General features: G+C 41.7%; 24 protein-coding genes. 14 read left to right on the top strand and 10 right to left on the bottom strand.

The features are described 5' to 3' along the window. Position 1: 1 nt before the first annotated feature. Positions 2–409: an META domain-containing protein gene (locus LQZ07_RS22870; RefSeq protein WP_016402076.1), complete on the bottom strand. Its 408-nt coding sequence runs from the start codon at positions 407–409 to the stop codon at positions 2–4. A 242-nt stretch (positions 410–651) separates the two neighbouring features. On the opposite strand from LQZ07_RS22870, the gene udp reads away from it, so the two are divergent. From udp to LQZ07_RS22855, 3 genes are all read left to right on the top strand, one after another. Beyond that, complete coding sequence (udp, locus tag LQZ07_RS22865) at positions 652–1,419, top strand: uridine phosphorylase (RefSeq protein WP_152785742.1); 768 nt, start codon at positions 652–654, stop codon at positions 1,417–1,419. A 248-nt stretch (positions 1,420–1,667) separates the two neighbouring features. Then, a complete protein-coding gene (locus tag LQZ07_RS22860) occupies positions 1,668–2,207 on the top strand; it encodes a hypothetical protein (protein ID WP_152785740.1) in 540 nt (179 codons plus the stop codon). Between the two features lie 254 nt (positions 2,208–2,461). After that, positions 2,462–3,688: a site-specific integrase gene (locus LQZ07_RS22855; protein ID WP_152785739.1), complete on the top strand. Its 1,227-nt coding sequence runs from the start codon at positions 2,462–2,464 to the stop codon at positions 3,686–3,688. 39 nt (positions 3,689–3,727) lie between these two features. Here LQZ07_RS22855 and LQZ07_RS22850 read toward each other — a convergent pair whose 3' ends face one another. The 3 genes from LQZ07_RS22850 to LQZ07_RS22840 all read right to left on the bottom strand — a co-directional run bounded on the left by LQZ07_RS22850 (position 3,728) and on the right by LQZ07_RS22840 (position 5,879). Then, the gene (locus LQZ07_RS22850; RefSeq protein ID WP_152785737.1) at positions 3,728–5,014 is read right to left on the bottom strand and encodes a lipopolysaccharide assembly protein LapB; all 1,287 of its coding nucleotides are present in this window, start codon (positions 5,012–5,014) and stop codon (positions 3,728–3,730) included. Between the two features lie 130 nt (positions 5,015–5,144). Next, on the bottom strand, positions 5,145–5,363 hold the full coding sequence (locus tag LQZ07_RS22845) for a hypothetical protein (RefSeq protein WP_152785735.1): 219 nt from the start codon (positions 5,361–5,363) through the stop codon (positions 5,145–5,147). A gap of 6 nt (positions 5,364–5,369) precedes the next feature. Continuing rightward, positions 5,370–5,879 (bottom strand): type VI secretion system amidase effector protein Tae4, encoded by a 510-nt coding sequence (locus LQZ07_RS22840; RefSeq protein ID WP_152785733.1) that lies wholly within the window; start codon positions 5,877–5,879, stop codon positions 5,370–5,372. A 196-nt stretch (positions 5,880–6,075) separates the two neighbouring features. Here LQZ07_RS22840 and LQZ07_RS22835 point away from each other — a divergent pair, with 196 nt between their 5' ends. The 10 genes from LQZ07_RS22835 (at position 6,076) to LQZ07_RS22790 (ending at position 14,470) form a co-directional block, all read left to right on the top strand. Beyond that, a complete protein-coding gene (locus LQZ07_RS22835) occupies positions 6,076–6,900 on the top strand; it encodes a hypothetical protein (protein ID WP_152785731.1) in 825 nt (274 codons plus the stop codon). 44 nt (positions 6,901–6,944) lie between these two features. Then, on the top strand, positions 6,945–7,940 hold the full coding sequence (locus LQZ07_RS22830; RefSeq protein ID WP_152785729.1) for a hypothetical protein: 996 nt from the start codon (positions 6,945–6,947) through the stop codon (positions 7,938–7,940). A gap of 98 nt (positions 7,941–8,038) precedes the next feature. After that, entirely contained in the window at positions 8,039–8,287 is a 249-nt protein-coding gene (locus tag LQZ07_RS22825) for an AlpA family transcriptional regulator (protein WP_152785727.1), read from the top strand. Continuing rightward, positions 8,280–8,546 carry a hypothetical protein gene (locus LQZ07_RS22820; protein WP_152785725.1) on the top strand — a complete coding sequence of 89 codons (267 nt, stop codon included), beginning with the start codon at positions 8,280–8,282 and terminating at the stop codon, positions 8,544–8,546. Before LQZ07_RS22825 ends, LQZ07_RS22820 begins: the two co-directional genes overlap by 8 nt. Beyond that, positions 8,533–10,116, top strand: coding sequence for a replication endonuclease (locus LQZ07_RS22815; RefSeq protein ID WP_152785723.1), 1,584 nt, complete (start codon positions 8,533–8,535; stop codon positions 10,114–10,116). Before LQZ07_RS22820 ends, LQZ07_RS22815 begins: the two co-directional genes overlap by 14 nt. Before the next feature lie 116 nt (positions 10,117–10,232). Next, positions 10,233–11,387, top strand: coding sequence for a hypothetical protein (locus LQZ07_RS22810; RefSeq protein ID WP_152785721.1), 1,155 nt, complete (start codon positions 10,233–10,235; stop codon positions 11,385–11,387). Continuing rightward, positions 11,384–11,728 (top strand): STAS-like domain-containing protein, encoded by a 345-nt coding sequence (locus LQZ07_RS22805; protein WP_152785719.1) that lies wholly within the window; start codon positions 11,384–11,386, stop codon positions 11,726–11,728. The genes LQZ07_RS22810 and LQZ07_RS22805 overlap by 4 nt, the downstream gene beginning before the upstream one ends. A gap of 1 nt (position 11,729) precedes the next feature. Beyond that, positions 11,730–12,275: a hypothetical protein gene (locus LQZ07_RS22800; protein ID WP_152785717.1), complete on the top strand. Its 546-nt coding sequence runs from the start codon at positions 11,730–11,732 to the stop codon at positions 12,273–12,275. Between the two features lie 479 nt (positions 12,276–12,754). Further along, positions 12,755–13,582 (top strand): hypothetical protein, encoded by an 828-nt coding sequence (locus LQZ07_RS22795; protein WP_152785715.1) that lies wholly within the window; start codon positions 12,755–12,757, stop codon positions 13,580–13,582. A 141-nt stretch (positions 13,583–13,723) separates the two neighbouring features. Continuing rightward, on the top strand, positions 13,724–14,470 hold the full coding sequence (locus tag LQZ07_RS22790) for a nuclease-related domain-containing protein (protein WP_227981651.1): 747 nt from the start codon (positions 13,724–13,726) through the stop codon (positions 14,468–14,470). A 153-nt stretch (positions 14,471–14,623) separates the two neighbouring features. On the opposite strand, the gene LQZ07_RS22785 is transcribed toward LQZ07_RS22790, so the two are convergent. The 6 genes from LQZ07_RS22785 to LQZ07_RS22760 form a co-directional block, all read right to left on the bottom strand. Then, positions 14,624–15,442 carry a competence protein CoiA family protein gene (locus LQZ07_RS22785; RefSeq protein WP_152785711.1) on the bottom strand — a complete coding sequence of 273 codons (819 nt, stop codon included), beginning with the start codon at positions 15,440–15,442 and terminating at the stop codon, positions 14,624–14,626. A gap of 241 nt (positions 15,443–15,683) precedes the next feature. After that, a complete protein-coding gene (gene fis, locus LQZ07_RS22780; RefSeq protein ID WP_016402072.1) occupies positions 15,684–15,983 on the bottom strand; it encodes a DNA-binding transcriptional regulator Fis in 300 nt (99 codons plus the stop codon). 35 nt (positions 15,984–16,018) lie between these two features. After that, the gene (gene dusB, locus LQZ07_RS22775; protein ID WP_016402071.1) at positions 16,019–16,975 is read right to left on the bottom strand and encodes a tRNA dihydrouridine synthase DusB; all 957 of its coding nucleotides are present in this window, start codon (positions 16,973–16,975) and stop codon (positions 16,019–16,021) included. Between the two features lie 163 nt (positions 16,976–17,138). Beyond that, positions 17,139–18,017: a 50S ribosomal protein L11 methyltransferase gene (gene prmA / locus LQZ07_RS22770; RefSeq protein ID WP_152785709.1), complete on the bottom strand. Its 879-nt coding sequence runs from the start codon at positions 18,015–18,017 to the stop codon at positions 17,139–17,141. A gap of 214 nt (positions 18,018–18,231) precedes the next feature. Further along, complete coding sequence (locus tag LQZ07_RS22765; protein ID WP_152785707.1) at positions 18,232–18,612, bottom strand: hypothetical protein; 381 nt, start codon at positions 18,610–18,612, stop codon at positions 18,232–18,234. A 107-nt stretch (positions 18,613–18,719) separates the two neighbouring features. Beyond that, positions 18,720–19,115 carry a hypothetical protein gene (locus tag LQZ07_RS22760; protein ID WP_152785705.1) on the bottom strand — a complete coding sequence of 132 codons (396 nt, stop codon included), beginning with the start codon at positions 19,113–19,115 and terminating at the stop codon, positions 18,720–18,722. A gap of 291 nt (positions 19,116–19,406) precedes the next feature. Here LQZ07_RS22760 and LQZ07_RS22755 point away from each other — a divergent pair, with 291 nt between their 5' ends. Further along, positions 19,407–20,435: an MBL fold metallo-hydrolase gene (locus LQZ07_RS22755; RefSeq protein ID WP_152785703.1), complete on the top strand. Its 1,029-nt coding sequence runs from the start codon at positions 19,407–19,409 to the stop codon at positions 20,433–20,435. Positions 20,436–20,442: the final 7 nt, after the last annotated feature.

Genomic DNA, 20,442 nt, shown 5'->3' with positions numbered 1-20,442 from the left:
CTTAGCTTTTTGGTACGCGCTTAAACATTGCACCGTTGTTTAAGCGTAAGTTCTCGCCATCACTCACTAAAGGCTTTTCTAGCGCTTGAACAAATTCCATCTCAATTTTGTTCGCCATGTCGTCACACAACATGCGGGTCATGCCTATTGGTTGAGTAACGTTGAGTTGCTTTCCATCCCACTCCGCCTGGCCAAAAAAGTTATTGCAGCCTGTGGTGCCAGAAATTTTAAAGCCGTTTTCATTTTCTTCTAAGGTAAATGCTGGCAGCTTAATATCTGCAATGTTGTAGAAATCCCCCGTCATATACCAACGGCTATCTGCTAAATCCATGCTTGGCTCCGATTGTTTACTGGCACAGCCGGCTAAACCTAGGGTTAAAGTTAAGCCAATAAGTAGCTGTTTATTCATGGTTGTTACCTCAAGTAAGCACAAAAACTATTTCAGGCTATTGTAGAACACAGCGGCCAAGAAAAGTTCGATTATTGATAAATTTAATGTTTTTTTGAGCAGGCTTTTTGATCAACACAAGCAGTAACTATTGGGCTATTTGCTGCTAAGTTCGCTTCAAATGCGAGATGTTTCACACTTATTGCTCAGTTCTCGTCCTATGCTCTGCTCATCAATCATTGGACGACATTAAGTAGGTAAACATGAACCAGCAAGCGAGTGTATTTCATCTTGGCTTAAACCCAGAGATGCTAAAAGGCGCAACTTTAGCCATTATTCCTGGCGACCCGCAGCGCGTAGAACGGATTGCCTCGTTATTAGAAGAACCTGAGTTTTTAGCCTCGCAGCGTGAATTTACCTCTTACCTAGGTAAATTGGACGGTGCACCCGTTGTAGTATGTTCAACCGGCATTGGCGGGCCGTCCACTTCAATTGCCGTTGAAGAGCTGGCGCAACTAGGTATTCGCACCTTCTTGCGGGTAGGTACTACCGGCGCTATCCAGCCATATATTAATGTGGGTGATGTAATTGTGACTACAGCTTCGGTTCGCTTAGATGGCGCCAGCAGCCACTTTGCTCCCATGCAGTTTCCTGCGGTAGCCGATTTTTCTTGTATGCAATCTTTAAACAGTGCGGCATTAGACGCCAAGGCTACCTGCCATCTGGGTGTAACCGCTTCTAGCGATACCTTTTACCCAGGCCAAGAGCGTTACGACACGGTGTCTGGCCGCGTAGTTAAAGCCTTCCAAGGTTCAATGGAAGAATGGCAAGCCATGGGCGTACTTAACTTTGAAATGGAAAGCGCCACTTTATTTACTATGTGTGCCTCGCAAGGCTTAAAAGCAGGCTGTGTAGCAGGTGTAATTGTGAATAGAACCCAGCAAGAGATCCCAGACGAAAGCTTGATGAAAAACACCGAACACCAAGCAGTAAACATTGTTGTTGAAGCCGCACGTAAGATGCTCGGCTAAACACAAAGTGCCAATACATTTTGTCTGATGTATTGGCAGTCCTTTCCGAACGTTTAGCCCAATCTCTCTTGATAAGTGAGATTGGGCTTTTTTGTGCCAGAATCAGCGAGATGGCTGATTGGGCAAACTCACCAATGCAGCCGGTCTGGCTAATACAAACATTCGACGTCGCTTAGCGAATCCAAGGTTTACTTTAGCCTGTCGCAGCCTGAAATACGATCTCCTTCAAGTATTAGGGGCTGGCTATCGTGAATATAGCGATATTAAATATCGCTAATGATACTTTGTCTGATGTTAAATTTGGTGCGTCTAATTTGGTGGTGTTAATTATGAAAAAACTACTTATAGCTACTTCCTTGATCATGGCTTCTGCGACGGCAAGTGCAGATGTATTGGTGCATAAGGATGCATTTGGTGAAGAGATTACTCATATTGCTACCATCGTTTCTCATGAGCGCAATATGTTGATCTTTGTTTGTTATCCCGAGGGGCACTATCAAGCAAATATGTATGGAAATCGCGCCTACCACGAACCTCGGATAGAGCTTAGCACTAAGGTTAAGCTAGCAGGAGGTAAGGCTCTTGAAGGAATCGGTAGTGCAATACGCAACAATCAGGGCGTTGCCTTAGATGTACCTTCTAGCGATAAGCTGTTGCAGAGTGGCAATGCGACCTTATTTGCCCAAGGTATGATTCACGATGTCGAGTTTGCTATAGACATCCCTCAGCCTCAGGTTGAAGAATTTAAAGCGACCTGCAGCCGTAAGTTTGGTACCGAGTTTAGCTAGTTCGGTGTGTGACAAAAACAAAAAAGCCAAAGTGAAATTACTCACCTTGGCTTTTTAATCAATACCTTATGAACGGGTGTTTAGTTCATAAGGTATTATAAAAGTAGTGTTTTCTGCTGTTCACTGAAATTCATAGGTGTGATTGTAACTTGCTGATTTTAAATCGATTTGCTACATTTTGATTCATGGGTGTTCATTGCGGATTATCGTCAAGCAATGAAATGTGTGTAGCAGCGTGTGTAGCAAATATTGATATGTCAGCCATAAATAAGCTCTCAGATAAGTTTCTAAAGTCGGTCAACGGTAAGCCTTATGACGGCCAAAAAGTGGTGGCCGATGGGGCTGGCTTGTCGGCCAGAATTTCAGCCAATGGAAAAATTTCTTGGGTGTATCGTTACCGTTTAGGTGGGCGAAAATCTAATCCCAAATGGGTGACTTTAGGTACTTATCCAGACACCTCAATTAAGCAAGCGCGAGAGAAGCGTGATGATTGTCGAGAGTGGCTAAATAATAATGCCGATCCCGCCATTGAAATCCAGCTTGCCAAAGAGAAACGCGAAAAGCCGATCACCGTGGAAGATGCCCTCGAATACTGGCTGGTGGAATACGCCGAAGAGCACCGCAAAAATTATGAGAAACATCGCGCCCAATTCAAACGCCATATTTACCCTTATATTGGTTCGCTACCTGTTGAAATGGTATCGACTGCGATGTGGTGTTCTTGCTTTGACCGGATCAGAAAGGGACAGGGTAAGCGCAAGCCTGCGCCTGTTGCTGCGGGGTTGGTTTTCCAAGGTTGTAAACAATCTTTGGTGTTTTGCCGCAAGCGCGGGTTTGTTGAAAGTCATGCTCTCGATGATTTAATCATTTCTGATGTGGGTAAGAAGCAAGCCAAAAAGGACAGGGTGCTTACAGAAGATGAGCTGTTTAGCCTTATCGAACATACCAAATCAGATAAGTTTCCCGACTACTACCGTAACCTGATTTTGCTTTTAGTTATTTTTGGTGCGCGTACTCAAGAAGTAAGAATGTCTACATGGGATGAATGGGACTTTGACAACTTGGTGTGGACAGTACCCAAAGCCAACAGCAAAACCGCTGAGAAGATAATGCGGCCTATCCCTCAAGCATTGCTGCCTTGGTTACTAGAACTTAAATTCTCTACGCAGCGAACAGGTTATGTGCTAGGTGGATTAAAGCGCTCAGAACCAGTAAGTCAGTTTGGTCGTAAGCAATGGAAGCAACTAGGGCATAAAGAGCCATGGACTTTGCACGACTTACGCCGAACTATGGCAACTAAATTGAATGATTTAGGTGTGCATCCACATATTGCCGACCACCTATTAGGCCACACTATTTCGGGCGTGAGTGGTATCTATAACCGAAGCCAGTATTTCCCTGAGAAAATTGAAGCTTTAGATAAGTGGTTAAGCTACTTGAACATGGTGGATAGATTGAAGCGTGATGTGAAGGTGAATTGATGAAACTGAAGTATTCAAAACACTAGAGCGACACAGTTTTTAGTGACTAGTATTAGATTTCTGTTCATCTAGCACAAATAGCGGGGGGTTGTTTGTTTGCATTCTTTCTAATCTTCTACGTGGGGCATTCTTGTATTCTCCGCCGAGACTAGATATTGAAAATGAGTCGATAGACCGTTGGTAATATTTTTTTGCTTCATCCACCTCTCCAATTGCCCAGTGAATATCGCCTAAGTTGAAATATCCGACACCTATACCTAACTCATAGCCTGTAATCGAAAAAGTCTGTATTGCCTCTAGAATTAGCGGTTTGGCTTTTAAGTATTCCCCTTGTTTAAGGTATAAGTCAGCCATATTGACAAGCGTTTGAGCCAAAGAAGGATTTGCTGCTAACTTTCTTTTAATACTTAAAGCCTGAACGAGGTAATCTTCAGCTTCGGCAAAGCTTTCGGTATCTTTGTAGTTGTTTCCAATGTTAGCTAGCGTTTTAGCTATAAAGTCTTGGTCTTTTATGGAGCCCTTATAGGCCATAGCGGGAAGGTAGAAGCGTTCTAGAGCTATATTTGCATGTTTTTTTCTCTTATCAACGTCATTTGTTTCTCTGCCAATTTCATATTCGACATTCCCTCTATTTATCATTGCCATGAACCAAACTTCAGAACCCTTGCTGGACTCTTCAATAGCCTTGTTGAGGTTCGTTATGGCTTTTTCAAACTCACCGGCATCTTTGTATAGGTAACCCAGTGCATTTAAAGTCGACAGATTGTTTGGCTCAAGTTTGAGAGCATTTGAGTATGCATGAATAGCAGAGTCTGTATCTGAGATTTCCTCATACACGTAACCTAAGTTTATATACCCTGATGCAGTAGGGTGAATCTTTAAGACAGACTCTAAACTTCCCGCAGCCTTCTTGAAGCTATTTTGTTTGGCTGAATCAGCCCCTAGCCGAGTGACTTGGAGAGCAACGCTAAGAGTGTCGATAGTCGACGTTAGTCTTTTCTCTTCTACTGATTTGTATACGGCTAAACATACAATTAAAACTACGGTAGCTAGTGTGACGAGAATGATTACAAGATTATTTTGCTTGCTTGTCAGCTTCAGGAAAGTTTCGGCATCAAGCCCTTCTTTTAGTGAAGGGTAAGTTGATTTTAGGGCATCTAACCGATCCTCTTCAGGAAGCTTCTCTAGGTGTTCAGCAATAGTTTTAAGTTTGTAGTTTCGCCATGAGTTTATGGCCCACACTATAACGACTATTACATAGCCAACTAAAGCATATGGGCTTTCTGCCACCTGCTCTAATGACTCCAAAAATAGCTTTACAGACATTTACGCATCCTTGTGTAGTTATCTTTCATTTAAAACTATAGAGGTGTTAAAAGATCTTGCGATGATAAGTGAGGTTATATCTCCTTGTTTGAATAAACTGTTTACTTCGTGGCACTTATCCTAAAAGGTGTTATCTTTTTTTAGCTACCCAATAGAAAATTATGGCAGTCATAATCGCAGATGCGATATAGGCAGGTATTGTTGTTTGTAATGACAACATTGCGCTATCAACCCTTTGCTCTTCGAGTAAGAAAGGTGTTGCTTGAGAGTTAAACGAGTAGTTGAAAATAGCAAAGTTGGCGATAAAGTTAAGAATCGCTAGTGCTATATAGATAAGTACAGTCTTCATATTGATTTACTTAACCTCCCAAAACCAAATCTCACGAGATTCATTAAAGTCACTTACCCGGCCTAAGAACTCAAGTATGCTTCTTGTAAACATCGAAGAACTGGTTATTTCGTCCTTGTTCCATAGGTCTATATGATCGCCACTACGTCTTTCAAAAGACTCATTGCCACGCTGCCAATAATCTTTGAAGAAAATGATTCCCGTTCGACCATCTAAATCATCTTGGAATGTAGCAGGAGTGATTTTTTCTAACTTTCCTAGCCAACTAAACTGAGATCTCTTTAGCCAGTGAGCCATTTCTTCGGCGAGAAGAATATGTTTCATACCAGAATGAGACCAACAGGTTTTTGTTTTGCTATTTGCGGTTGAAACACCTGCTTTAATCAGTGCGTCACTCAACATTATTGCACAATAGTTTCCGAAAGGTTTAGAGCTATTAGCCTGTTTGTTTTGGCATCTTGCTTTGATGAGGCTTTTGTCTGGGAAGCTTTTCCAAATTGTATCGAAGCTAGGCATTAATCATCCTTATGTGCCTGTATAAAATGACCAATCTATCATTAATGGGGTTGGGCTTCTATTGAAAAATCACATAATGATAAATAGCACAAATAAAACATATAAGACCTAAAATAGTATAAATTACAATTCACTAGAGATTTAATTGAGTTTATAGTAAATATCTGTTGTTTGAATTGTATGGTAAGGATTACCTATGGGTAAAGATTTGGATATTTCTGCAGGTGACGCTGTGGTTAAGGCTGCAGTTTCAGATAAAAGTGTCGAAGAAGTCGCAACAAAAAAGAAAATTCTTTCGCCGTGGCTCATAGGCACTGGGCTACTTGGCCTTCTTGCGGCTTATAGTCACTTCTTTGGATTAAGCTATAGAAAAAGCTACTTAGCTACGATTGGCTTTGAGAACGCTCCTGTGACCTTAGGTGCTGATGAGTCGCTTTATTACGCAGTGGAAGGCTCGACTGGTGGAATACTTAATCTGATTAGAATGATATCTGCTGACTTGTTCATACTTGAGCCGGCTTTAATAGCCGGCTTTGCTTTTGCGGTTGTGCCGTTACTCGTTCGGTTGATTAGTATATCCCCATTTCCAGCTTTTAAAGTTCGAAGCTTTGTGTCTTCAATCTCTAGTTCAACTAGGAGTGCGCTGGTTGCTGCAATCATAGGCTTTGTGACGGGGTGGGTAGCAATTATTGGATTGATTATTTATTTGATTGTCGGAATGTCGATTATTTGGTTGATCATGTCCTTGGGAATGTTAGCTGGTCAATCAGAAGGGAAAAAATTGATAAGTGAACCAATTTGTCAATCTAGAGAAATAGAAAAACGCACTTTAGGTTGTCGCAGACTTATAACTAGTGATGGTGAGGAATTGGTAGGTTTGAGAGTGCACTCTCACAATGACGTTCAGTATGTGCTAACAAATTCAGGGGCGTATGACATTTCAGCTAAGGGAGAAGTACTTTCATATCGGCCAATTCATGAGCCAGAAAAGGCAGAAACCGAAAGCAAGGGGGCAGAATGAGCATTTTTATTTCCTAAAGTTGGGTTGTACATAAAGGAGTTGTTTTGGAAAAGTTTGTATTGTTGTCGGAAGTGGGGCGTTTTTCCAAGTTAACTGAGTCTGATGTTTCCTTACATACCAATCCAAGTGAGCTTGAGTTTGCGTGTTATACAAAGGCTACTAAAAGCATTATTGGTGCTGTGGTTGAGGGGCGTTTCCGAGGAATAGGCGTTTACAATTATCGCGGTTGGATTGGCGTATCTGCAAAGTCGGCGTCGAACATTATTGATTCGGGAAAGTCCCAAGTATATTTCGGACGAGCCACTGCCAATGCTGAGGTTGAGCTTGTTTCTGAAGTGTATCCATTTCAGGTTAGTTATCCGAATAACTTGGTTTCTGAATGGGGGCGACCTTCTGAATTTTCGGAGTACCCGCACTTACGTGTTTATCCTTACTTTGTTGAAAGGGCTTCAGATCAGAGACTAATGGCACAAGGCCAAGAGATGTTTTTTGGGGCAATGAAGGGGCTTGCTTCATTGCGGAAAGATTTCGACCCAAATGACGAGTATGTTCTTGACTACGAAGCCCACATTAAGAAGGACAAAGAAAACGCAGAGTTAACACCTGAGTTGATACTTAGCGAAATAGGTTTCGCCTTTCAACGCAGTGAGCTAGGCATTAGTTTAGCTTCTCTTAAAAAGCTAGAAGCGCAAATGTTTGGATCGCCAGAAGTTGAAGCTCCAACTCCTGTTGAGCAAATCCAAGCAATTGAACCTGAGCAAACAAACACTTTAACGTTCAATAATGATTTACATGAAGTGTTGTACAACATACTTATTGCTGGTGGTGATACCTCTCATAAAGGTGTTTGGCGTACTTTGGAAAATGAGTTCGCTAAAGATGAGGGTGAGCGCCAGTTCGATAAGTACAATATTCTTCTTGATGTGTCTGCTACCGAGCTGCTTTGGGTCAGTCGGGCTGGCTTAAATCGTCAAACTATGAAGTTCTCTTCATTGGCTACAGCACTAAGTAAACTAAAAAAACGGATAATTTCTAACTAAAAATTATCGCTGCACTTATCGCAATTATCGCTGGGCTTAATCGACCTTTTCACTAAGTAACACTGCTCCTGAATTTAAATGCATCAGGAGCAACAAACATGATTAACCTTAGTGAAACAGATAAACGCGTACTAACCGAACAAGAAACTGCTTTCTACATTGGCATGAGCCGCTCTTATTTACGCCAAGCGCGTATGAGCGGTAATCGTGACAACCACACCCCAGCACCACCTTTCATTAAAATTGGCCGCGCGGTTCGTTATTTACGCGAAGACTTAGACGCTTGGCTTTGCAGCTTTCAACGCCTAGAGCATTTAGGTCAGCTAGGAGGTGTTACTCATGTCTAGTTCAGTTACTAATGAAGCATTAAGAATGTTGAGTGATTTTGCTAACGGCGCGTGCATCAATTTTTACGTAACGCCCGAAGGTGAACATGTAAGAGAAAAGACCTGTAAGCGCTTATCTAAGCAGTTTGATAAGCGCACTTTTAAGCGCTTACAGGACTCAGGCTTAATCACTTTCTCTAGTGTTTACCATTGCGGCATTCAATGGCTGCAATACCGCATAAGCACCAAAGGTTGGGAGGTGTTTAATGCCCGTACCTGAGCAAGATGATAAGGCGTATGTGTTACGTATATTAGCCAGCTTCCCTAAAGAGTTTCGAATGCCACTTATGGCGCAGTATCATGCTGCGCCGACCAAGCGAGATGCCAATATTGGCATCCGCACTACCCGCGATAATGTTGCTAAAGCCATTGGTTCTAAACCCATAAGCTTAAACTTAGATTTGTGTGAAGAAGACTTAAGAAAAAAGGCTGCTGAAAAGGCTGATAACTGCACAAGGCTTTCACGCTTAAGTGATTCACCTAAAGCTGCCTATGCAGTAATCGCAGAGTATGTTCTAGGCAAAGGTATAAAACCGCCGATTCCACGTATCTTACTGAAGGGTGACGTTGATACTTCCGACACCAAAAGCGATTCTTACAAAGGGGCTATCAACCGAACCAAAAGCAGTGCTTGGTGGCTTAGAAAGCTACGCCAGAAACTGAATCAAGATATCGAGGCCACTGCGCAACACATAGGGCTAGTGAATAAAAGAAAGCAAATCTACTGCAGCAACATCACTCTTAATCGGCGAACTGCGCAACTGGCTTATCAAGACAAGCTTATGTCCAGCTCGTTTGTGATAAATGATGCAGGGCAACGTTATAGCTTAAAAGAGCTATCAGACCTTAATGTATCTAATCCCGAAATCCGCAGGCAAGAGTTAATGGTAAGGGCGAGGGGCTTTCAAGAGTTAGCCGAAGAGCACAAGCATGTTGGTTTGTTCTTAACGTTAACTTGCCCGTCTAAATACCATTCTAGTTATGGCACTACCGGTCACCGCAATGCTAAATGGAATGGCTCGCTACCTAAAGATGGTCAACAATACCTACGTGATATCTACGCCAAAATCCGCGCCCAACTCGATAGAGACAACATCAAACCCTATGGTATACGAGTGGCCGAGCCCCACCATGACGGCACACCCCATTGGCATTTACTGGTATTTATCGCACCCGAACAAAAGCAGCGCATGTTAGACATCTACCGCCACTATGCCTTTGAAGAAGATGGTGATGAAAAGGGCGCAGACTTACACCGTTTTAAAGCAGTAGAAATAGACCCAAACAAAGGCAGTGCAGCAGGTTACTTAGCTAAATATGTCTCTAAGAACATTAACGGTAAATCTTTAGACAGTGGCATACATGGCGAAGAGCCAATAGAAGCCGCCGCTAGGGTTAACGCTTGGGCGGCTTGCTGGCGCATAAGGCAGTTTCAACAAGTGGGCGGGGCATCGGTCACCGTTTGGCGAGAACTACGCAGACTAAAGAAAGTATGCCAGTTCGATAAAACCATCCAACAAGCCTTTAAAGCCGCAGATACCGCCAACTGGAAAGAGTTTACTAAGGTAATGGGCGGCGTGTGGTGCAAGTTAACCAATAGACCAGTTAGGGTGTATTACCAACAAACCGTGGATACTGAAACTGGCGAATGTAAAACCAACGCCTATGGCGATGCATTTGTGAAGCGGCTTAAAGGTGTGCTTTATCGAGGTTTAGAAATCATCACCCGCCATTTTGAATGGCAGGTGGTAAGGGGCTCTAGGTCTTCGGCTTTACTTGGAGTTCTGTAAATAAGTGTACTGAGTTTTGGGGGTTACAGATAAAACCCTTAGTCAGATGTAAAATACAAAACATGATATGATTAGCATTGATTGGAGCGCTTTAGCATATTCATCAAGGAGTTAAGTTGAAACTAGATGAAAAATATCGACATCAAAATAATTGTCATTTGTATGCTCGACGCCATGCGAGAAAAGTTGAAAGAAAAGGTAAGACTTACAATCGATATAAAAGCGATGTATATAGGGCTAAAGGATTTAGGAGGATCAAGGCTCCTAAAGTCATTGATATATATTCAACGACTAGAGACAAGGCAGCGTTCATTGATACGATCAAATTTGAAAAATCTATCAAAACCTATTGCGGATATGAGAATGTGATATTAGATTTTTCTAAAACCGAGCATATCACTGCTGCTGCTATGCTTCTAATATATGCGGCGTTAGACTCAAACTTACGAAAAGATGGTATAACCAACAAAGTTAAATGGTCTATGAAGCCTCGAGTAAACACATTTATTCGACGTTCTGGGTTGTATAGTCTTTTAGTGAAGGGGTTCTCGAAGTTTAATCCCGATTCTGATAAAGCTATTCCCGTAATTGGTGGTGTATCTAATGAGACTGCTGAAGATGTTTTGGATTATATATCTAAGTGTTATTACAAAGGAGATATGGACCCAAATGTTGAGTTTAGGTACGGAGATGCTGTTTCAGAAACTATCAATAATGTCGCAAGGCATGCCTACCCAAATAACAAAGCATCAGAAAAAAAATGGTGGTTGTTATGTGAGGTTGTTAACGAACAATTGTTTTTAGCTATTTATGACTTGGGCGTGGGTGTTCCTAGTACAATTTTAGAAAAACAATGGTTTTGGGGCTCTTTTGAGTCTCTATATCCAAAAGAGTATAGGGAAATCATTAGCGAGTTGAAAAAGAAGAATGTCATCAGCGACGATAGTAAGATACCTGGTATTCAGTTGATGGCCAAAGGAAAGCTTGAAGACTCTCAAATGATAGCTCTATCGATGAAAGGGGATGTTAGCGGTACAAAAATAGCCAAACATGGTCAAGGAAGCAAAAGCATTAAAGCGTTGGTTTGTAGTAGCCGAAATGGGGTACTCTGGTTTTACAGTAAGAAAGGTCTGTACAAACTAAAGTCTAAAGAAGCTCTGAAGGATTCTGATTGCGGCAATATTGATGAGAGCAAGGTGGAACCTACTTTACACAAGCTGCCTAAAGAAATTCCTGGAACATTAATTCAATGGAACATTAGCATAAAATGAGCACCAAATTTATTAAAGTTGTTACGGACTTTCACAATAAGCCGTATGGTCGCTATGTAACTGACGGGCCTGGTTGTGATTTAACTTCTGGCGAGGTTTTCAGAAAAAAAATCCTTGCACCAGCACTTCGACAGTATGATGAAGTGAGTGTTGATTTGACAGGGTACAATCGTTATGGGCGTTCTTTTCTTGATGAAGCATTTGGTGGGCTAATCCGTGAAGAAGGGTTTACTAAGAGCGATTTGTTGCCCAGGTTAACTTATAAGCATGATTTAATTCCTAGTATTGAAAAGTTAATTGACGATAGAGTTGACGCAGCGGAAAGAGAGAGGGTTAGCTGATATGACTAACCTTCAGTTATTTCTTCAGATTATCACTTGGTCTTTCTTGCTTTATTTGCATTTGAGAATGATCAAAATAAGTCAAGTGAATGAGTTAAAAAGTGATGTGTTAAATCAGGTTTCTGACTTATCTTCTTGGTTTGAACGACAGTCTGAAAGAGTAGGTGATGATTTTATTTACTTAGAGCAAATCTATTCGAATAAATTAACTTCTATTGAGTTATTAGCCAAGCAGTTGAACTCGGTTAGTCGTTCTAACTTGGCTAAAATAGATTGCTTTGTGGCATTGCGACTTATTGATATTGAGCCTAAAAGCAAATACTTTCTCAAGGGACCTCATTTCGATGGAGTTGAAAGATCTATAAACATTGCATCTATGGACTTGGTTGATAGTATTAATACCGCTTATTTTGAGGTTTTCAGTAAGCCTAATTTTTTATTTCGCTTGTTCCACGAAAGACTAATAGAAATAAAAGCTTTGATTTTTTCAGGTGTGTTGTTGCTAGTTTATTTTAATCTGTTTTTATTATGGAAAAATGCTTTATAGCGTTGAAGAGTTTACAAAATATTAGTTAGCTCTTCAGCTAGTAAAATCTAGGAAAATAACGAAATATGCTCTTACTTCTTTATTAAATGCGATAATTTTGATGCGTATGGTAAGGTTTATAAGTGTAATCGCTGAAACTGTGAGAGGAAGCCCCATACTGCTTATTAGGGCCTTTTATAGGTCATTTTACCAATATTTAAACGCTTCAAAAGACTGAAGTTCACTTTTTATAAGCCTTACTGCTTCATCTCTAAATCGTATAGCTTTTTGTTAACTACATATCAAGTCTAAGAAATCCATAAGTGAAGTATATATTATATTTTGGGTTTGACGTAAGTTTTCTATTATATAGATTGCCCATAGAAGCAGAGAGCTAAATAGGGTTTAAAATCTCTTGTGGTCAAAAAGAGGATTTGGGAAATTAGTTGTGTAAAAATTGGAAGATACTAAGTGATAGGTCGTGTTTAATAGAGGAGTTTATGCAATTGCTTATTCAAAATTATAACTGGGGGCCGGAGCTAGAAGTCGTTCGTAAACATAAACTATTAAACGCTATCAGAGATTTTGCTGTCGAAAAGTGTGCTGATGCAAGCGAGTTAGTAGATGGAGTAGTTACTAATGAAAACGCTAAACTTTTAAATGATCTTCAGCGATTTTCAATTATTTTGGATCTTTCTAGAGGTGAACTATATGAAAACTGCAAGACTAGAAACTATATTGCATATAAAACATCCACCATATACAAAAATGATAGGGTAACTATTCAAGCTTTAAAACATGAGTACCGCTCTTATCTTAATGAATGCGTAGTGCTGTATGAAAGGCTTGCATTTTTTTTAGCATTCTTAGAGTCGATTTATAAATCTTCACCTATAGAGTTCGGTAGAGAAAAGGAACACATTCATACTTTTTTTAACCCATTGGTTTTTGATATTAGAAATGAGAATGCCCACCATCGTTATGTCGTAAGAGCCGAATATTTGAAAGTAGAAAGTTTGGAAAATGAAATTCATGGCCTTTCGTATAAAGGTGGGCCCCCGAGTCAATTAGTCAGTGAGTATCTTGATAAATTCGGTGACTTAATTGAAAAAGACTTAGATTGGTTCGAGTACTCTTCTAAAGAGTTTGCAACGTTTTTTACGGAGCTATTCGATGAAATTGCGGAAAAAATACTCAAAGATGGAAATATACTAATTCCTAATAAATTACCGGAGGACTTGGATATCTCTAAGAAGATATCACCGCAGTTTAGGAGAAAATTGAAACATACAAGTATTTTTAACGAACATAATCAAATGAACGTTTAGCTTAAGAGGAAGTCTGAGCTAGTACATCTATAGCAGCAGTCAGCTCGCTTATTTTTCGTTTAAGCTAGACCACGAAGTGTAATTCCCCCTCTGTAGTTAGATTATTTAGACAGTTTTTTAGAGACTTAGGAAGCAATGCTTATGACCCTCTGGTTATTGATTGTATTGGTATTTTGTTCATTTTTACTCAGAACTACTTGGTTTAAGGGCTGGTGTGGCGAGTTGTTATTGAGCTTGTCTTTTAAGTTATTTCTCGACGGTAAATTATACAAGTTAGTTAATGACGTAACTCTACACTGTGAAGATGGCACAACTCAGGTTGACCATGTTTTGATTTCTCCTTTTGGTGTTTTTGTGGTTGAAACAAAGAATATGAAGGGTTGGATCTTCGGAAGTGAACGGCAAAAGAAATGGACGCAGCAAATATACCGCCACCGCAGTCAGTTTCAAAACCCACTGCACCAAAACTACAAGCACCTAAAAGCTCTCGAATCTTCTCTTAATTTAAAACCTACTGATTTATTCTCTATAGTGTGTTTTGTCGGTGACGCCACTTTCAAAACGACTATGCCCGAAAATGTAACGCATATACGTGGTTGCCTGCGCTTCATTCGCTCTAAGCAGGATAGCAAGTTTAGCGAATCTGAAGTTGAAGCGCTTGTTGTTAAGCTTGAGGAATTGAAACTTAAAAGAGGCCTTAGAACGTCACTTAAGCACAAGGCGAATGTTCGTGAGTTTGTGGCTGAAAAAAACCGTCAGAGGCAATCTGGCGAGGTCTGTCCCAAATGTGGGGCAGAATTAGTAGAGCGATTGGCAAAGCGTGGTAAGAATGCTGGGAATTCGTTTATTGGCTGTTCAGCCTATCCCCGTTGTAAATTCACTCAATAATCTTAAGAGTTAAGCGAGATAACAGTTTTTTGCCTGAAATCTGCTACATATTTGCTACACAGAGAGCATAAATAGAAAAATCGTAGTAGTTACTAACTCTCTACGCCTTTGTATATGGTGGCCCTTCACAGATTTGAACTGTGGGCCTAACGATTATAAGAGTATTTTAGGTTTATATATCTCATGTTGCGGTATGTGGCCGTTGCAACGAACATAATCTTCAATATTTACGTCGAGACAGTGTTCGCAATAAAGACAATCATCTATCACATTCGCATAAGGTTTTCCGTGCCAAGTGCGAGAACGAATAGGGCAGTAATCAACGTGGCTAGCAAAGCCTCTTAAGATGATGTTCAGTTTTCGGGTTTGAGATAGAATTTTTCTATACTCTTTGTTGGCCCTTTCATTGTTAACCCATGTTTTGTTATCAAACTGATTGACTATTAGATCTTCTAACTGAGTTATAGGCATATCTCTTGGAATTTTACTGAGGTCGATCTCTATGGCGGATAAACCAAGTTTTTTGATTTTCTGTCGTTTATGGCTATCAACTTTGTGAGTAACAAACACTTCGATTAATAGCTCTCTACCCCTAATTTTCGCGATCAAATCGGGAATGATTCCTGAGATACCTTGTTCTATTTTTAGCGATTCAATGACACAGAATTTTTCATTAGATATCTTAAAATTTTCTCTATATGAGGTGAAGGTGACGAAAGTTGCTGGAAGACAGATTTTTCTATGACGGTTTAATACTTCTTTAGCCGCATCGTGTAAGGCCGTTTCTACAGCATGCTCGCAGGAGTCCCCAGCTTTGTGTGCGAAATGATGCTCCCTCTTAGTTCCCTTTTTAGCTACTATAGCTTTGCTACAAGCTGAACAGATACACCCTTGGCTATCCCCTGACTCAACCTGTGAGATGTGTACAAGCTCGCCGCCCCGTAAAGCGTACTTTAGTTTTAAGTGTTTCATCTCTACCTATAGTGTTGAAATGGGAAAGTCATTTGAGTGAAATATTCGAGATTAGTTCCTCCCTTTGTTACTTGGCTGAAGTCACTTTCTAGGTTAGGAAGTGGACATCTAAGAGCTTTTTGGAGGCTTAATGATGTTTTTACACATTTTTTCGTGTGTAGCAGTGTGTGTAGCAAATACAAAAAAGCCAAAGTGAAATTAACCACTTTGGCTTTTTAATCAATACCTTATGAGCAGGTGTTTAGTTCATGCCGTATTTTTTCAATTTCTTGCGTAAAGTACCGCGGTTGATACCTAACATGATTGAAGCGCGGGTTTGGTTGCCGCGAGTGTATTGCATAACTACGTCAAGCAACGGAGCTTCAACTTCAGATAGTACTAATTCGTACAATTCAGACACATCTTCGCCATTTAACTGTGCGAAGTAGTTGCGCAATGCTTGCTCAACTGAATCGCGTAATGGACGTTCTTTCACTTCAGTGCTAGTTGCACTGCTAGTCATAGTAGAAAGTGTGTTTGTGGTGGTATTTGAATCAAACATACTTGACGCTCTTTTTAATTAATTAATGATCACAACTATTCGAAAAACTGTTCAATCGCGGACGTTTGTACCAGGGCTGATTCAAGCTGGTTAAACTGGCTACGAAACTCATCCGTGTCCGCTAATTGCTTCAAGTACCACCCCACATGTTTGCGAGCGATACGAACCCCTTGGTACTCCCCATAATGTGAATATAGGTTGTCTAAGTGGTGAAGCATTACTTCCTTCACTTCTTCGGCTTTGGGTGCATCTAAATGCTGCCCGGTGCTTAAAAAGTGATTAATTTCTCTGAAAAGCCAAGGGTTACCTTGCGCTCCTCGACCTATCATGATGGCGTCCGCGCCGGTGTAATCCAAAACATGCTTGGCTTGCTCCGGTGTGGTGATATCACCATTTGCCACAATAGGTATCGAAACCTCTTGTTTTACTGCTTTGATGGTGTCGTACTCGGCTAAACCTTTATACATACACGCTCGCGTCCGACCATGTATGGCTAAAGATTGAATACCGGCAGCTTCTGCAAGCTTGGCAATTTGCAAAGCATTGCGATGTTCTGGTGACCACCCAGTACGAATCTTAAGTGTCACAGGTACATCAACTGCTTGTACAACAGCATCAAGAATTTGTTTAACTAACTCGGGTTGCTGTAATAGCGCCGAACCAGCTAACTTTTTGTTTACCTTTTTAGCGGGGCAACCCATATTGATATCGATGATTTGCGCGCCATTTGCCACATTATGTTGGGCGGCGAGAGCCATCAATTCTGGATCTGAACCTGCTATTTGAACGCTGCGTATGCCACATTCATCTAGGTGAACCATACGGTTTAGTGATTTTTGGCTGTTCCAAACCCGTGGGTTACTAGACACCATCTCCGAAACCGTAAGCCCCGCACCTAAACGCCAACATAAGCGACGAAAGGGTTGATCGGTAATTCCAGCCATAGGCGCTAGTATCACCGGATTGTCCAGCTTGTAACTGCCTATTTGCATGACTGTCGTTCTTCTCAATCTCAGGGCGGCGTAGTTTACGACTTTTTAGGCACGCTGAAAAGGCTATATTTTGAACATTTTTCAAAAAAAAAGCTGGATTTTTAGCTACAGAATATGGCAGCAAACCCTTTAGTAGAGGGTTTGTGCCACATTATTGGTGAACTTAGCGCTTTGTTCCGCTTAATCGACACCATTCTTGATCAAGAACAACCGGATCCATATTGCACTGTGTTTGATAGGCGGCAACTACTTCGTCGCTTTGTTCTTCTAAAATGCCTGATAGGGCAATAGAACCTTGCGGCTTTAAATAGGCTAGGATGATTTCGCTGAGCTCTTTAAGTGGGCCAGCCAATATATTGGCCACCACAATGTCTGATTGGAAATCTTTAGGCTGGTCTTTAGGTAGGTAGAGTTCGAGCTTGTCGGCCACGCCATTGCGTTCGGCATTGTCGCGGCTAGCTAGAATCGCTTGCGGATCGATGTCTATCCCAACCACCCGTTTAGCGCCTAACTTAATCGCGGCAATGGCTAATATGCCACTGCCACAGCCAAAGTCCACGACGGTTTTGTTGCTAAGGTCGAGTTGATCTAACCATTTTAAGCAAAGTGCTGTGGTTGGGTGAGTGCCTGTGCCAAAGGCTAGGCCTGGGTCTAGCATTACGTTTACCGCGCTAGGGTCTGGTACGTCAGTCCAGCTAGGGCAAATCCACAAGCGTTCGCCAAACTGCATCGGATGAAAGTCTTTCATCCATTCGCGTTCCCAGTCTTTGTCTTCTAGTTGGTCTAGTTTGTAGTTGCCGTCCTCTAGAATAAGCGCTTTGGTTAAGAAGTTAAGGATAGGCGACATATCGGTAGCGGCATCGTATAGGCCCTGCACATCGGTATCTCCCCATAACGGCGTTTCACCTAACAAGGGCTCAAATACAGGCGTGTCGTGGCGGTCTAAGAATGTCACGGCTTGGCAGCCGGTTTCCATTAAAATGTCTCCAATGGCGTCGGCAGTATCTTTAGTGGCGTTTATTTTTAGCTGGATCCAAGGCATTGTCCGCTCCTCTTCTAGATTAGGCGGCAAGTGTACTGCGTTAGATAAGGCTTATCATCTAAAAATTGAAATCCCTTAAAGCGAAGGGAGCGAAACTAGCATTTGTTGTCTCTACTGGGAGAGCTTGTTTATAAGCCTAGGCCGCTATTTATTGGCTTGAGTAAACAAAAAAGGCTAGGGATAAGCTAGCCTTTTTTAAACAGATTTTTGCTGGTTAATTGGCAGGGCTTAAGCCGCGATTGCGATACTGAGCGCGCTTGTACAATAAAACTAAACCACGACATCCCGCTAAAGCTGCAACAATTAGCGCAGGTGCATTAAACATAAGGCTTAATACCAGTACGCTGCAGGCAAGGTATAAAAAGGGAATAAATTCGTAAACAGGCTCGGGAATCGCCTTGGTTTTGCGGGCAAATGATTTTTTGTACTTGTCGTAACGGCGGTAGTTTGAGCGAAGCACCCAAATAAGCGCGCCCATACAAAATAGTAATGCACCACCAACATGAGCGAGCCAAGGTTCAAGCAATAGCATTGACCCAGTACCAGCAGATAAATATCCGCTTGGCAAAATCTCGTATATGGCACGTGGCAGCATAAGCCCTCCCTGTTACATCTAGCAACCTTCCATTAACATAATTAAGCATAGACTCAATTACGAGAGTTAGCCAAATTGTCTGTTTGTATGCTTATTGGTAACTAAGGCTAGTTGCTGGTTTTTACAGCGCTGGGCACTTTTTGCCAAGTGTGTCGACGGTAACGATGACGCATGTAAAGTAAGGAACAGCCTCGGTATAAGCACAGTGCTGCAATGGCGTAGGCGGCAATAGATTGCTGTGTAGATGCTAAGGAGAGAGCCAAACCAATAAACAAAAAGGGCATAAACTCGTATAAAGATTCAGGAATGTTGAAGCGCTTACCAGCATGCTCCGCTTGGTCTAAACGTCGAAAGTTAGAGCGCATTACCCAAATAAGCGAGCCAAGGCAAAATAGCAGCACACCACCTGCTACTCCCAGGGTAGAGTCTATCCATATTACCGAGCTTGAGCCGGCAGCCAAGTAAAGGCTCGGCAATATTTCATAGATTGGTTTAATAATCATGGCATTGCACTCAATTCCGTTCTAGGTGTTGGCTAAATTATCACTTCCCAAAGCATAACTTTGCTCTAACTAAGATGGTTTAAGTGTAAGACAAATTTTGGAAACTGCAGGCTCAAGCCATCGCCCAACTAGATATTGCTGTAACAACTTGCTTACATTTGACGTCTCAAAATAAGGTAAACCAATGGGTTTACTTTGTTGTTTCTTGGAAGTAAACTCCTCGGTGTAATTTAAGAGGGCGCCACGTTGAGCACACGAAACAAGGTTATTAGTTTTTGTTTGGGAGGATTAATGAGTACACCATTCGCTTCAGCCATAGCGGCTGACAACACGGTTTTTACCACCCAAGTTAATAATGGTAAGTACCAAAACGCACAAGCAATGCCAGCTAATGCCTCGGCTTGGGGTATTTTGTGGCGTTATGTGAGTGAGCAACGTGTAGATGCCACGCCAAGTAATGGTATTCCGGTGGTGCCTTTGAGCGCTTCTCAGCTTGACGCTTTACCTGCAGAACAAAGCAGTGTTATTCGCTTTGGTCACTCGAGTGTTTACATGCAAGTGGCTGGGCAACGCTGGTTGATTGACCCGGTTTTTTCGCAGCGAACATCTCCTTTTAGCTTTATTGGCCCGAAGCGTTTTCATCAACCCCCGCTCGAGCTCAGTGAGTTGGACAGTATTGATGGGGTAATTATTTCCCATGATCACTACGACCACTTAGACAAGCACAGCATCAAGCTGTTAAAAGACAAGGTTCAGCATTTTGTGGTACCTGAAGGGGTTGATCAACACCTGCTAGATTGGGGAGTGGATAGCCAAAAAATTCAACGCTTGCGCTGGTGGCAGTCGGCCAATTTTGGTGAGTTAACGGTGACAGCTACGCCTACTCAGCACTTCTCTGGTCGTGGCTTATTTGACGCCAACCAAACGCTTTGGGCATCTTACGTGATTGACGCGCCGGAGCAGCGAATATTTTTTAGCGGAGACTCTGGTTACTTCGATGGTTTTAAGCAAATTGGTGAGCGTTATGGCCCCTTTGATTTAACCATGATGGAAACCGGTGCTTATGACAAAGATTGGTCAGCAGTGCATATGACTCCAGAGCAAACCTTGCAAGCCCATTTAGATTTAAAAGGGAAGGCCTTAATGCCGGTGCATAACTCTACCTTTGATTTGGCTTTTCACTCTTGGTATGAACCGCTTGAGAGAATTAGCCAGCTAACAGAGCAAGCTAACGTACAACTGGTGACACCTAAAATAGGTGAGGTATTCACCGTTGGGCAAAGCCAAGGTACAGAAGCGTGGTGGCGCGTTTTCAAGTAACCTGAAC

Origin of the sequence: Agarivorans sp. B2Z047, assembly GCF_023373605.1 — a bacterium.
GTDB lineage: Bacteria > Pseudomonadota > Gammaproteobacteria > Enterobacterales > Celerinatantimonadaceae > Agarivorans > Agarivorans albus.
The sequence above is the reverse complement of the archived record's forward strand: the minus strand, read 5'-3'. Positions and strand labels throughout refer to the sequence as shown.